Origin of the sequence: Pseudophaeobacter flagellatus (genome assembly GCF_021228235.1) — a bacterium.
Taxonomy (GTDB): Bacteria; Pseudomonadota; Alphaproteobacteria; order Rhodobacterales; family Rhodobacteraceae; genus Pseudophaeobacter; species Pseudophaeobacter flagellatus.
Genome location: NZ_JAJQRG010000001.1, coordinates 655,954 through 669,354, shown reverse-complemented (window position 1 = coordinate 669,354; position 13,401 = coordinate 655,954). Strand labels below are relative to the sequence as shown.

11 protein-coding genes are annotated in these 13,401 nt (G+C 57.9%); 6 read left to right on the top strand and 5 right to left on the bottom strand.

Translation table 11 applies throughout. The features are described 5' to 3' along the window. From dxr to pyrH, 5 genes are all read right to left on the bottom strand, one after another. A complete protein-coding gene (dxr, locus tag LRK71_RS03180) occupies nucleotides 1–1,173 on the bottom strand; it encodes a 1-deoxy-D-xylulose-5-phosphate reductoisomerase (RefSeq protein ID WP_232401009.1) in 1,173 nt (390 codons plus the stop codon). Nucleotides 1,174–1,191: 18 nt separating this feature from the next. Then, the gene (locus LRK71_RS03175; protein WP_232401007.1) at nucleotides 1,192–1,974 is read right to left on the bottom strand and encodes a phosphatidate cytidylyltransferase; all 783 of its coding nucleotides are present in this window, start codon (nucleotides 1,972–1,974) and stop codon (nucleotides 1,192–1,194) included. Beyond that, on the bottom strand, nucleotides 1,971–2,744 hold the full coding sequence (uppS, locus tag LRK71_RS03170) for an undecaprenyl pyrophosphate synthase (RefSeq protein ID WP_269751603.1): 774 nt from the start codon (nucleotides 2,742–2,744) through the stop codon (nucleotides 1,971–1,973). Before uppS ends, LRK71_RS03175 begins: the two co-directional genes overlap by 4 nt. A gap of 8 nt (nucleotides 2,745–2,752) precedes the next feature. Further along, nucleotides 2,753–3,316 (bottom strand): ribosome recycling factor, encoded by a 564-nt coding sequence (gene frr, locus LRK71_RS03165; RefSeq protein ID WP_232401005.1) that lies wholly within the window; start codon nucleotides 3,314–3,316, stop codon nucleotides 2,753–2,755. Between the two features lie 343 nt (nucleotides 3,317–3,659). Next, the gene (pyrH, locus tag LRK71_RS03160; protein ID WP_232401004.1) at nucleotides 3,660–4,406 is read right to left on the bottom strand and encodes a UMP kinase; all 747 of its coding nucleotides are present in this window, start codon (nucleotides 4,404–4,406) and stop codon (nucleotides 3,660–3,662) included. Nucleotides 4,407–4,560: 154 nt separating this feature from the next. Between pyrH and miaA the strand changes: the two genes are divergently transcribed. From miaA to LRK71_RS03130, 6 genes are all read left to right on the top strand, one after another. After that, nucleotides 4,561–5,427, top strand: a complete 867-nt coding sequence (gene miaA, locus LRK71_RS03155) for a tRNA (adenosine(37)-N6)-dimethylallyltransferase MiaA (RefSeq protein ID WP_232401003.1) — start codon at nucleotides 4,561–4,563, stop codon at nucleotides 5,425–5,427. A gap of 232 nt (nucleotides 5,428–5,659) precedes the next feature. Next, a complete protein-coding gene (locus LRK71_RS03150) occupies nucleotides 5,660–6,475 on the top strand; it encodes a helix-turn-helix transcriptional regulator (RefSeq protein ID WP_232401002.1) in 816 nt (271 codons plus the stop codon). 413 nt (nucleotides 6,476–6,888) lie between these two features. Continuing rightward, nucleotides 6,889–8,556 carry an ABC transporter substrate-binding protein gene (locus LRK71_RS03145; protein ID WP_232401001.1) on the top strand — a complete coding sequence of 556 codons (1,668 nt, stop codon included), beginning with the start codon at nucleotides 6,889–6,891 and terminating at the stop codon, nucleotides 8,554–8,556. 123 nt (nucleotides 8,557–8,679) lie between these two features. Further along, nucleotides 8,680–9,732, top strand: a complete 1,053-nt coding sequence (locus LRK71_RS03140; RefSeq protein ID WP_232401000.1) for an ABC transporter permease — start codon at nucleotides 8,680–8,682, stop codon at nucleotides 9,730–9,732. Nucleotides 9,733–9,747: 15 nt separating this feature from the next. Continuing rightward, complete coding sequence (locus LRK71_RS03135; RefSeq protein ID WP_232400999.1) at nucleotides 9,748–11,190, top strand: ABC transporter permease; 1,443 nt, start codon at nucleotides 9,748–9,750, stop codon at nucleotides 11,188–11,190. Between the two features lie 115 nt (nucleotides 11,191–11,305). Continuing rightward, entirely contained in the window at nucleotides 11,306–13,393 is a 2,088-nt protein-coding gene (locus tag LRK71_RS03130; protein ID WP_232400998.1) for a dipeptide ABC transporter ATP-binding protein, read from the top strand. Nucleotides 13,394–13,401: the final 8 nt, after the last annotated feature.

Below are 13,401 nucleotides of genomic sequence, written 5' to 3'. Positions count from 1 at the left end.
TTAGCCTATGCTGTGAGCGGCAGCCGCATCTGCGGCCCTACGCGCCATGTGGTCAATCTGGGTGACGTTATCAAGGGTCATTGCGGAATCAATAAGGCCACTTTGCGTCTCAATCTCATCAAGAACCCGGGCGGTGACCTCGGCCATATCGGTGAACCGAATGCGGCCGGCTATGAAGTGATCGAGCGCGCGTTCCTTGGCACCGTTGAAAACGGCGCCCATCAACCCGCGGCGCTGCATCACCTGCTGCGCCTGCTGTAACGCGGGATAGCGCTGCACATCGGGAGCACGAAAGGTTAGCTGGCCGATAGCGGCCAGATCCAACCGCGCCACCGGCAGATCACGTCGCTCGGGCCAGTGTAGCGCATAGCCGATGGCATGGCGCATATCAGGCGCGCCAAGATGCGCCATCAGCGCCCCGTCCTTAAAGCCGACCATGGCATGCATCAGGGATTCCGGGTGTATCAGTACTTCGATCTGCTCAGGTGAAACATCAAAATATTCTCGTGTTTCAATAACTTCCAGCGCCTTATTGAACATAGAGGCACTGTCGATGGTGATCCTTTGCCCCATGTCCCAGTTGGGATGCGACGAGGCCTGCGCCAGACTTGCGCCCGGCAGGTCAGCAATTGGCCAGTCGCGAAACGCCCCCCCCGAGGCCGTGATGACAATGCGTTCGACCGCTGAAATATCTTCCCCGACAAGGCCCTGAAACACTGCGGAATGTTCACTATCCACCGGCAAGAGGCGCCCGCCATGCTGCTGGGCCGTTTGCATCAGCAATTGCCCGGCACAGACCAGCGATTCCTTATTGGCAAGCGCCAGTGTCGCGCCCTGCTCCAGTGCTTTCAGCCCCGGCGCCAGCCCGGCGACACCGACAATGGCCGACATCACCCAGTCGGCCGGGCGGGCAGCGGCCTCAATCAGCGCATCGGGGCCCGCGGCGGCCTGCACTCCACTGCCCGCAAGAGCCTGACGCAGCGCAGGCAATTGATCTTCAAAGGCAGTAACCGCCACATCGGCACGCAGTGTAATCGCATCTGCCGCCAGCCGGGCAATATTGCGCCCACCGCTGAGAGCGACAACGTCATAGGCATCAGGGGCACGCACAATCAGATCTATCGTGCTTTGCCCGATAGACCCCGTCGCCCCAAAAATAGAGATTTTCCGCATGGTCTTTCCCCTTTCAGGTTATCCTAGAAAGATAAAGAGAAATAGGAACATTGCCGCAGCGCCAAGCATACCGTCAAAGCGATCTAGCAAGCCGCCATGGCCCGGAATAAGGCCGCTTGAATCCTTGACCCCGGTCTGCCGCTTCAGCGCGCTTTCCGCAATATCTCCGGCCTGGCTTGCCATGGACACCGCCACAGCCGCGATAACAAGACCGAACCCCAAGCCAAAGAATGGCGCCGCACCGGCCCCAACCAAAGCGGCAGCGCCCCAGCCCGCACTGGTCCCTGACCAGGTCTTTTTCGGGCTGATACGCGGCCAGAATTTGGGGCCGCCAAAAGTTTTGCCCGCGAAATACCCGGCCACATCGGTTGCAACCACAACCACCGCCAGCCAGATCAACCAGCCGGCCCCCAGCCCGGTGCGTAACCAGATAAAGCTAAAGCCCGCCAGCACGATCCAGATCGCAAACAGCGCAAAGCGCAGCTTGGCGGCAGGCAGCATCATGGCCCAGCCCAGGGCCACGGGCAGCACCAGCACGGCAAGCCCAAGAACCATCGGCAAAAACCCGGCAAAGAAAACCGTCACTGCCGTCACGACGCCCAGCAGCACAGCGGCACCAAAGCGCCGCGGTGCTAACATCTGGCTCAACTCCCAGACCATGCCGCCACAACACAGCGCAATCACCAGGCCAAAGACCAGGCCGCCGACCCAAATCGCCACAAGCGCAACAGCCACCATGACCAGTGCGGAAATCAACCGTGGGAGCAAATCCCCCCAGCGCCCCGATTGCGCCGAGATCATGTTTTGACCGCCCCAAAGCGGCGATCCCTATTGCCAAACCTCTGACACAGGCGCGCCAGTTCTTCCGACGTGAAATCCGGCCAGAGCGTATCGATGAATTCGTACTCGGAATAGGCCGACTGCCAGAGCAGAAAATTGGAAATTCGCGCTTCGCCACTGGTGCGGATCACCAGATCGGGATCCGGCAGCACATGGGTGTCAAGATAACGGGGCAGTGTTTCTTCGTCGACGTCTTTTGGCAACAGCCGCCCAGAGGCGACATCTGCGGCCAGGCGTTTGGTGGCGCGGGCTACCTCGTCGCGCCCCCCGTAATTGAGGGCGATGGTCAGATGAGTGCCCTCATTCTGCGCTGTTTCATGCTCCAGATCATCCATAAGCTGCACCAGCTTGGCATCCAGCCGCACCCGGTCGCCAATAAAGCGCACCCGCACATTACGCGCAGCAAGCGCCTTCATCTCTTTCGAGATATAGCGGCGGAAAAGGCTCATCAATCCAGAGATTTCGACCTGGGTGCGTTTCCAATTCTCAGTCGAAAAGGCAAAGATCGTCAGGTATTTGATACCCAGGTCAGGGCAGCACTCCACCACCTCACCAACGCGTCGAGCACCGGCATGGTGGCCAAAGAGACGCGGTCTCCCCCGCGCCTGGGCCCAACGGCCATTGCCGTCCATAATGATGGCGACATGCCGGGGGCCGGCCAGGGTTTGCCCGTCAGATGTGCCCTGTTCGGACCCGGCGCTAGACACACGGTTTTTTGAAACTCTGGGCATAAAGCGGATCAGACCTGCATAATTTCGGCCTGCTTGTTCTCAAGCGCCTCATCTACAGCCTTGATCATCGCATCGGTCAACTCTTGCACCTCTGTTTCCCAGAATTTCTGGTCATCTTCAGACATGCCGTCGGCCTTGGCCTTTTTGATCTGATCCATGCCATCGCGCCGCACATTGCGGACAGAAACCCGCGCATGTTCGGCATATTGGCCGGCGACCTTGCCCAGCTCGCGGCGGCGCTCCTCGTTCAGCTCTGGGATCGGCAGCATGATGATGGTGCCGTTTAGCTGTGGATTAATGCCAAGGCCGGAATTGCGGATCGCTTTTTCCACCGGCCCAACCAGGCCTTTATCCCAGACATTGATCGTCACCATGCGTGGTTCGGGCACATTCACGGTGCCAACCTGGTTGATCGGTGTCATCGATCCATAAGCCTCGACCATGATAGGCTCCAGCATAGAGCCAGAGGCACGTCCGGTGCGCAAAGAGGCAAATTCTGTTCGCAGATTTGCCATTGCGCCATCCATGCGGCGTTTCAGATCGTCGGTATCCAGTTCAAAATCGTCAGACATTCTATTGTCTCCCCTGACTTGAGGCCGTCTTTGTTCCGCTCATAAGCCATTGGTCCGCCGATGTATAGAGCGACCATGTCAGGGTTTTGTGCTGCGCCAGCCCCGCACAGCATTCATTTGCGGCGCGGTGCCAGACCAGCCACCCCAAACGAAATTGCGCGTGACAGCCAGGCCGTCACGCGCAGAAATTCACCGGGTCACCACAGACCTGGGCCTGGGCCTGTATCAGGATAGATCAATTCTCCCAACCCACGCCCCTCGCGCTTGGTGCCAATGCAAGAGGGCTATCCGCATCATAGGCGCTAAGTGTAACAGCCAAATGATAGAGCCCGACAATATCGGGTTAGCCTTCGACCTTGGTATAGGTGCCCTTACCGGCCAGAATCCCCCGGAAACCGCCGGGTTCATCCAGCGAGAACACGATGATGGGCAGGTTATTGTCGCGCGCCAGCGCGATGGCAGAAGCATCCATAACGCCGAGCCGTTTTGCCAGAACATCGTCAAAGCTCACGCTGTCATAGCGGACGGCATCGGCGTATTTTTCTGGATCCTTGTCATAGACACCATCAACCTTGGTGCCCTTGAAAATTGCTTCGCAGCCCATTTCATTAGCCCGCAACGTGGCAGCGGTATCGGTGGTGAAATAGGGGTTGCCGGTGCCCGCCGCAAAGATGCAGACCCGCTTTTTTTCTAGGTGGCGCACAGCGCGGCGGCGAATATAGGGTTCACAGACCTGATCCATCGGGATCGCCGAAATCACCCGGCAGAAAACGCCCAGATCCTCTAGCGCGCTTTGCATGGCGAGGGCGTTCATCACGGTTGCCAGCATCCCCATGTAATCGGCAGTTGTACGTTCCATCCCTTGGGCGGCACCAGACAGGCCGCGAAAGATATTGCCGCCGCCAATCACCATGGATATTTCTACGCCCATGTCATGCACGGTCTTCACTTCACGGGCGATGCGCTGAACGGTGGGCGGATGCAGGCCAAAGCCCTGATCCCCCATCAAGGCCTCCCCCGAAATTTTCAGCATGACACGTTTATAGGTAGCGTCTGGAACAGTTTCCAGCGTTTCAAGATTAAGGGGCATGTTGCGCTCCGGCAGATGAGGGGGTTAGTTTGCGCGGCAAAATGAAGCAAAATGGCGCGGGTTTCAATGCAGCGTGGAGGCTTTCGCGCCTGTTTCTGCGCTGCTTGCTCTGCCGCCCCTGGCGCAACACCACAAACCCTGGAACGGACCGCTGATGTTATTGCCCGATATCGACCCGGACAAACCTGTGCTTTTGGCGGGGCCAACCGCCTCGGGAAAATCTGCCCTGGCGATGGAAATCGCAGAAAAACAAGGCGGTGTAATCGTCAATGCCGATGCCAGTCAGATCTACAATTGCTGGCGCGTGGTCACAGCCCGCCCTTCACAGGCAGAGGAAGATCGCCTGCCACATCATCTGTATGGCCATGTCGGTTTTGATCAGCAATATTCCGCAGGCCATTGGTTGCGTGAGGTGGAAACCCTGCTGGCCGGCCCCGAAAGGCTGATCATCGTTGGCGGCACGGGGCTGTATTTTTCAACCCTGACAGAAGGTCTGGCCGAAATTCCACCAACCCCGGCAGAGATTCGCGCACATGGCGATTCCCTCTCGCTGGCTGCACTGCTGTGCCAGCTGGATGACCAGACGGCGGGGCGGATTGATACATTAAACCGGGCCCGGGTGCAGCGCGCCTGGGAAGTGCTGCAGGCCACCGGGCGTTCGCTGGCCAATTGGCAAGACGACACTCCTGCCCCGCCCCTGACGCTGGCGCATTGCAATGCGCTGGTGATGCACAGTCCCAAGGATTGGCTGGAGCCGCGCATTCGCCGCCGCTTTGATCAAATGCTACAACAGGGAGCACTCGAAGAGGTTGAGGCCATGCAGGCGCGGTATGATCCAGCCCTGCCCTCCTGCAAGGCCATCGGTGTGCCAGAGTTGATGGGCTATGTCACCGGCGATTTATCGCTGGATGAAGCCCGTGAACAGGCCGCGATTGCCACCCGGCGCTATGCAAAACGACAGCGCAGCTGGTTTCGCTCAAAGATGAAACACTGGATTCCGATCCAGTCAGGCGCGCTCTGACAGCCGGGGTCTCGGGCCTGCAGCGCCCTGGCGATGCAGGCCCGTGGCTTTTCCCACTTGCTCTGCTAAACAATGGCGCCACAGTATTGAAACACTGGCATTTTCACCCTGGCCTCATATTTCATACGGTCATTTAAATTTTGAAACATAATCTGGCGAAACTTGCCCCGAATCACATTTTCATGCCCTGCTCTGATGACAGATTAACTATTATAGAAGTTCTGATTGCTGAATGCCTTTTGATCCAAATCCCATTGAAGAAATCCAGGTTATCCCCCTGTCCAGATTGGCGGCGGATGGGGCCTGGCAGACAGAGCTGGCACATGACCGCGGCGAACATCTGTTAGTCTGGATTACCCGCGGCCAAGGCCGCTTTCTGATGGAGGGGTACCAACGTGGCTTTAGCCCTCATAGCGCGCTGTTTTTCCCGGCAAGGTCGCTTTGGTCGGTTGAATTTGGCCGCCAATGTCTGGGTCAAGCGCTCAGAATTCCGGTCTCTGCCCCGGTGGCCACCCCGGACATGCCGCTGCACCTGAAAATTTCCGACCCCCGCGAACAGGCCCGCCTGAACGCGCTTTTGGACTCCATCCTGCAGGAACAGACCGGGCATCCCGCGCTGTGGCGCCGGGCTTTGCAATGCTATAGCGAGCTGATCAGCATTCAACTGCGCCGCCTGCCCCCCTCGGGGCCGTTGCCCCCTGCGCGCCCCTCTGCGGCGCGGCGCCTGTCGCAATCCTATTGTCAGCGGGTCTGCGAATATTACGATGCCCGCACCACCATGGCCGATCACGCTGCCGCGCTGAATGTGACGCCAACCCATCTGACCCGGGTGTGTAAAGCGGAAACCGGCAAGACGGCGGCAGCCTTGCTCACCGAACGCCAGCTCTATGCCGCTCGCAGTCTTTTGGTGTTTTCAGAGTTGAGCATGCGCGACATTGCCGAGCGGATCGGATTTGGGAGCCCAGCCTATTTCACCCGCTTCATCACTCTGCACACAGGTCAGACCCCCAGCACCCTGCGAAAATCGGCCCGTATGCGCCGCCCGTGACCCCGTCGAACCACGCGGCCGGGGTTGCGCTGGTCGTTGTGCCGGTGCCCGCCAATCCAGTTGTGCCGTAACAGGCGCAGCACCACAGGCCTGCGCGGCATCCCCCCCACAACCTGTTCATTATTTTAGGGAATACCCGGCCTATCTGTCGAAGTAGACCATTGCGTCCAGGACTGGGCAGATCTGCCCAGTTCAGAGGCCGTCAACCGTCTATTTGCTAAATGCGACACAAAAAATGTCGCTTTTCAACCCAAGACAGCCGATTCTATGCATTGACCTGTCTACAGAACTAGGGCCGAATGAATGCATCAAAAAGCTGCAAGCCAGAACCATACCGCTTCAGGCGCAAGACCAGAAAAATGGCAATGTCCAACTGGGGCCCGTTCCCCATGGAGCACCAAAGGGAGATCCGAATGACCTACGTTTCCACCACTGACCAACAGCCCCACTGGGCGGCAAAAATGCATGCCCAGGAAGTTCTAGACGGGAAACTGGACCGACGCGAGTTTCTGGCCCGTGCCACTGGCCTCGGGGTAAGTGCTGCTGCGGCCTATGGGCTGCTTGGCCTGACTGCACCGGCAGCACAGGCGGCCACCGAAATGAAACAGGGCGGCACCCTGCGGGTACAAATGGGAGTCCGCCCACTGAAAGACCCGCGTACCTATGACTGGTCGGAGATGGGCAACCAGACCCGCGGCACCCTTGAATACCTGGTTGAATATAACAACGATGGCTCTATCCGTGGCATGTTGCTGGACAGCTGGGAGGTCAATGACAACGCAACTGTCTATACCTTGAATGTCCGCAAGGGCGTCACCTGGAGCAATGGCGACGCTTTCACGGCAGAGGATGTGGCGCGCAATATCGCCGGGTGGTGTGACAAGGGGCTTGAGGGCAACTCAATGGCCGGGCGTTTTGCCACCCTGATCGATTCTGAAACAGGGGCGGCGATTGAGGGGGGCATCGAGGTTGTTGATAGCCACACCCTACGACTGAACCTTCCGACATCCGATATCTCGATGATTGCAGGCATGGCCGATTACCCTGCTGCCATTGTGCACTCCAGCTTTCAAACCGACGATTTCACAAAGAACATTGGTACTGGCCCCTATCTGCTGACCAATCTTGAAGTCGGCGTCAAAGCCACGCTAGAGCGCAATACCGAACACACATGGTGGGGCGAAGCGGTCTTTGGCAAGCCCGCGCTGGACCGTATCGAATATACCGATTTTGGCACCGACCCCTCCTCTTGGCTGGCGGCGCTGGAATCTGATGAAGTTGACATGCTCTATGAATCGGTTGGCGAATTCATTGATGTGATGGACGGGCTTGGTTATAAAAAATCCGAAGTTGTCACCATGGCGACCATCGTTGTGCGCCCCAACCAGCTGGCCGAGGTTGATGGCAAGCGCCCCTATGCGGACAAACGCGTTCGTCAGGCAATTCATTTGGCCACCAACAACGCCGTCTGCCTGGAACTGGGCTATGGCAATCGCGGCGAGGTGGCGGAAAACCACCATGTTGGCCCGATCCATCCCGAATATGCCGAACTGCCGCCGCAGAAACACGACCCCGAAGCGGCCCGGGCCCTGATGCTTGAAGCTGGCATGATGGAGTATGAGCATGAAATCGTCTCGATTGACGATGATTGGCGCAAAAACACCACCGACGCCGTCGCGGCACAGTTGCGCGATGCCGGTTTCAAGGTGAAACGGACAGTGCTGCCTGGCTCTACCTTCTGGAATGACTGGGTGAAATATCCCTTCAGTTCGACCAACTGGAACCATCGCCCGCTGGGCGTACAGATCCACGCGCTGGCCTATCGGTCGGGCGAGGCCTGGAATGAATTTGGCTGGTCCAACGCCGAATTCGACGCCCTGCTGACCGAGGCTCTGGCCATCGCCGATGCAGACAAGCGGCGCAAGGTGATGAAAAAGATCCAGATGCTCATCCAGGACGAAGGCGTCACCATCCAGCCCTACTGGCGCTCTCTCTATCGTCACATGAAGGAAGGCGTGGCCAATGCCGATATGCATGTGACCTTTGAACACCACCACTACAAATGGGGCTGGTCGGCCTAACCCGCACCGCCAGGACCCGCCCCCGCGCGCCACTATCTAGCGCGCAGGGGCGCTCTCCCTCAGCCATCAACTATGCGCCGCTCCGACGGTGCCGGTTTTGACGCCAGACAGACAGGGACCTCAATGGGATTGTTCATTTTGCGCCGATCAGGCGTGATGATCCTGACGGCACTATGCCTGACGTTCATCGTTTTTGTATTAACCAACCTCGAACCAAATCTGGAAAAACTGGCCAAGACCCAGGGCAATTTCCGTATGAGCGACGAGGCGGTAAACAGCTGGCTCAACAACAACGGTTACGGGCAGCCGACTGTGGTGAAATACGGCCAATGGCTGGGCGCTTTGCCGGGCTGGACCCGCACCACCGAAGAGGGTGTCACCGGGCGATGCATCACCGGCACGCAGCCCGAGTCCGAGGCAGATCAGGCAGCGCGCTTCTGCGGCATCCTGCAGGGCGGATGGGGCTATTCCACCCGATTCAAAGACGATGTGGCGTCCATTATATCGGTCCGGTTGGGCAATACCGGATATCTAATGCTTTGGGTTCTGGTGATCATGGTCCCATCAGCGCTGATCATCGGGGTGCTGGCAGGCATGCGTGAAGGGTCGGTAACCGACCGCAGCCTATCCACTGTTTCGATCCTGACCACCGCAACGCCGGAATATGTCTCTGGGGTGATTTTGATTGCGATCTTTACCTCTTCGACCGTGGGGCTGAAGTGGTTCAAGGGCACAGCGACATCCGCAATGGAGAACCCGACCTTTGAGAATTTCTTTCTGCCGGTCCTGACTATTGCGCTCTACGGTATGGGATATATCGCGCGGATGACGCGGGCCTCGATGACCGAGGTGATGACGGCGCAATATATCCGCACCGCCAGACTCAAGGGCGTCAGCTTTCACAACATCATCTTGAAACATGCGCTGCGCAATGCGCTGATCGCCCCCTTTACCGTCATCATGCTGCAGTTCCCCTGGTTGCTGAACGGCGTGGTGATCGTGGAAACCCTTTTCAATTACAAAGGCTTTGGCTGGATCCTGGTTGAAGCCGCCGGCAATAACGACATCGAATTGCTCCTGGCGATTTCTGTCGTCTCTGTAGTTGTTGTGCTGGTGACGCAGCTGATTTCAGACATCGGCTATGTCTACCTCAACCCTCGTATTCGTATTTCATAAAGGAAGGAGATAGAGATGGACCCTCTTAGCTGGACCGGCCAAATTGCCTTCCTGAACCCTGTTTTGGCGCTGGGCCTTGGGCTTTTGGGCCTTTCGGTGCTGGCCTGGATTGTGCTTAGCTGTCTGCTGCCGGAAAATCGCGCAATCACCCCGTCTGGCGCGGGCCTCAGCCTGCCAACCGGCCCACGAGAGCTGACTGGCCTTGCGGTGCGCCTGACCTTTCTGCTCACGGCGGCCGTCATTGCGGCCTATCTGATCCTTGGGCTGGTGCTGGGCACCGGCGCCGGCATCATTGGGGCCATTGCGCAGCGGCTTTTGCCGGTCTGGATCGCCTTGGTGCTGCTCTTTGCCCTGTCCGTCAGGTTCAAGCAGCGCATGGGCATGTATGGCAAGCTGTTTGACAGCCCCATCGGCATGATCGGCTTTGGCCTGGTGATGTTCTGGGTTTTTACCGGCATATTCGGGGCCTTTGACCTGATCATCACCCATGATCCATTGGCACAGCTGTCCGGTCTGAAGAACAAAGTGCCCGGCACCCCGCTGCCCAGCCCTGAAGAGGGCGATTTCCAATGGTATCTTTTGGGGGGCGACAACCTGGCCCGCGATGTCTTTAGCCGCATGGTCAAGGGGGCCTGGGAGGTCGTGAAAATTGCGCCGCTGGCAACCATATTTGCCTTTATGGCCGGGATCACCCTGGGCCTGCCAGCCGGGTATTTTGGCGGTCGGATTGATACATTCCTGTCCTTTCTTGCCAACCTGATCTTGGCCTTCCCGGTCATCCTGCTCTTCTATCTTTTGGTGACGCCCGAGATCGTGCAAACTGGCCTGCCACAATATATGGCAGCGGTGCTTTTTGCCTTTCCGCTGATCTTTTTCGCGGTGTGGATCAATGCCCGGTTTCGCACCCAACCGCACCAGAACCGGCTATGGCTGTCCGTGGTGCTAATCCCGCTGGTCTGGGGCTATTTTTCAGTGATCAATCAGACCGAGTCAAAAATTAACTTCCTACCCCAAAGCCTTGATCTTTTTAATATTACAGGCGGAATCCTGGTGGTTTTTGTCTCTGTGGTCTTTGTCAACTCGCCCACCGTGTTTCGTATCGTGCGCGGCCTGACGATGGATATCAAAACCCGCGACTATGTTGCCGCGGCCCAGACCCGGGGCGAAAGGCCTTGGTATATCATGCTGTGGGAGGTTCTTCCCAATGCCCGCGGGCCACTGATCGTCGATTTCTGTCTGCGCATTGGCTATACCACCATCCTGCTGGGGACGCTTGGCTTCTTTGGGCTTGGCCTGCCGCCCGAAAGCCCGGATTGGGGGTCTACCATCAATGAGGGGCGCAAGCTGTTGGCGATCTACCTGCACCCCGCCCTCCCCCCGGCATTTGCGCTGCTGAGCCTGGTTTTGGGATTGAACCTGCTGGCAGACGGACTGCGAGAAGAGAGCATGAAGGATTGATCCGCATTGGTTTTTCCGGGACCGGCATTCCCGGGGGCCAGCCCCCGGCCCCCCGGGATATTTGCAGCCAAATGAAGGGGCACGGTCCCCTCTTGCCCCGATAGGGAGATACAAGATGAGCAAAATGGCAGAATATGACGGCCCGATCCTTGAAATCGACAAGCTGTCGATTTCATTTTTCACCCGGCGGCATGAGATCCCGGCTGTGATGGATTTTTCCGTCTCGGTGCAACCTGGGGAAGCCGTTGGTCTGGTTGGTGAATCCGGCTGTGGCAAGTCAACCGTGGCGCTGGGGGTGATGCAGGACCTGGGCAATAATGGCCGCATCGTCGGCGGCAATATCCGCTTTAAGGGCCGCGATCTGGCGGAGATGAGCGCCGATGAGCTGCGCGACATTCGCGGCAATGAAATTGCGATGATCTATCAAGAGCCCATGGCCAGCCTGAACCCGGCGATGAAGATCGGGCGTCAGTTGATAGAAGTGCCGATGATCCACGAGGGGCTTGGCGAGAAAGACGCCTATGACCGTGCGTTGGAGGTGGTTACAGATGTACGCCTACCTGATCCTGAGAGGATGCTGCAGGCCTATCCGCATCAACTGTCAGGTGGGCAACAGCAGCGGATCGTCATTGCCATGGCCCTGATGTCAAAGCCAGCGCTGCTGATCCTGGATGAGCCGACAACCGCGCTGGATGTCACGGTTGAGGCGGCGGTGGTTGAACTGGTGCGGGATCTGGGCAAGAAATACGGCACTTCGATGCTGTTTATCAGCCACAATCTGGGTTTAATCCTGGAAACCTGCGATCGTCTCTGTGTGATGTATTCCGGTGAGGCGGTGGAGCGGGGCTCTATTGCCGAGGTATTTGACGATATGCAGCACCCCTATACCCAGGCCCTGTTCCGTTCTATTCCCCTGCCTGGGGCTGACAAGAATGCCCATCCCCTGGTGGCGATTCCCGGCAATTTTCCACTGCCGCATGAACGGCCGCAGGGCTGCAATTTTGGCCCTCGCTGTGATTACTTTGAACCAGGGCGCTGTGATCAGGGCGAGATCGAAATGTCGCCCGTGGCGGGCAATGATCGCCATGCGACCCGCTGTCTGAAGCACCTTGAAATCGATTGGGCAGCACCGATCGCGCTGGCCGAGCAGAAGGAAAAGACCCAACCGGGCAAGGTGGTTCTGCAGATCGACAACCTGAAGAAATACTATGAGGTGGCGGCAAATGCGCTGTTTGGCGGCGGTACCAAGAGGGTGGTAAAGGCAAACGAAACCCTGAGTTTTACGGCGCGCGAATCGGAAACTCTTGCAATTGTTGGTGAATCCGGCTGCGGAAAATCGACCTTTGCCAAGGTCTTGATGGGGCTGGAAACTGCAACCGAGGGGGAGATCTTGCTGGATGGCAACAACATCGAGCAGACTGCGATTGAAGATCGCGACACCCGCACCATTTCCGATGTGCAGATGGTGTTCCAGAATCCTTTTGATACGCTCAACCCCTCTATGACGGTTGGTCGCCAGATCATCCGCGCGCTGGAGGTGTTTGATTTTGGCAGCTCTGATCAGGACCGGAAGCAGCGCATGCTAGAGCTGCTAGATCTGGTGAAGCTGCCGCGGGCCTTTGCAAACCGCATGCCGCGCCAATTGTCGGGCGGGCAAAAACAACGCGTTGGCATTGCACGGGCGTTTTCTGGTGGGGCGCGTATTGTGGTAGCGGATGAGCCTGTTTCGGCGCTTGATGTGTCGGTACAGGCGGCGGTGACCGATTTGCTGATGGAAATTCAGCGCAAGGAAAAGACCACCCTGCTGTTCATCAGCCATGATCTATCAATTGTGCGCTATCTCAGCGATCGGGTGATGGTGATGTATCTGGGCCATGTGGTCGAATTGGGCGATACCGATCAGGTCTTTTCCCCGCCCTATCATCCCTATACCGAAGCACTGCTGAGCGCTGTGCCAATTGCCGATACCTCGGTCGAAAAGCAGCATATTGTGCTGGAGGGGGATATTCCCTCGGCGATGGATCCGCCTTCTGGCTGCCCGTTTCAGACCCGCTGCCGCTGGAAGACCGAAGTGCCCGGAGGGCTGTGCGAAACCATTGTGCCGCCCACCCGCCAGCTGCAGGCAGGCCATCAGATCAAATGCCACCTGAGTGATGAAATGCTGGCGCGGATGTCGCCGGTGATCAAGGTTGCCGCAAAATGATCGATAGG

Coding starts and splice junctions, on each gene's coding strand:
- frr (WP_232401005.1), bottom strand. CDS start 3,316: ATGTCTGACGATTTTGAACTGGATACCGACGATCTGAAACGCCGCATG.
- uppS (WP_269751603.1), bottom strand. CDS start 2,744: ATGCCCAGAGTTTCAAAAAACCGTGTGTCTAGCGCCGGGTCCGAACAG.
- dxr (WP_232401009.1), bottom strand. CDS start 1,173: ATGCGGAAAATCTCTATTTTTGGGGCGACGGGGTCTATCGGGCAAAGC.
- LRK71_RS03130 (WP_232400998.1), top strand. CDS start 11,306: ATGAGCAAAATGGCAGAATATGACGGCCCGATCCTTGAAATCGACAAG.
- LRK71_RS03175 (WP_232401007.1), bottom strand. CDS start 1,974: ATGATCTCGGCGCAATCGGGGCGCTGGGGGGATTTGCTCCCACGGTTG.
- pyrH (WP_232401004.1), bottom strand. CDS start 4,406: ATGCCCCTTAATCTTGAAACGCTGGAAACTGTTCCAGACGCTACCTAT.
- miaA (WP_232401003.1), top strand. CDS start 4,561: ATGTTATTGCCCGATATCGACCCGGACAAACCTGTGCTTTTGGCGGGG.
- LRK71_RS03140 (WP_232401000.1), top strand. CDS start 8,680: ATGGGATTGTTCATTTTGCGCCGATCAGGCGTGATGATCCTGACGGCA.
- LRK71_RS03150 (WP_232401002.1), top strand. CDS start 5,660: ATGCCTTTTGATCCAAATCCCATTGAAGAAATCCAGGTTATCCCCCTG.
- LRK71_RS03145 (WP_232401001.1), top strand. CDS start 6,889: ATGACCTACGTTTCCACCACTGACCAACAGCCCCACTGGGCGGCAAAA.
- LRK71_RS03135 (WP_232400999.1), top strand. CDS start 9,748: ATGGACCCTCTTAGCTGGACCGGCCAAATTGCCTTCCTGAACCCTGTT.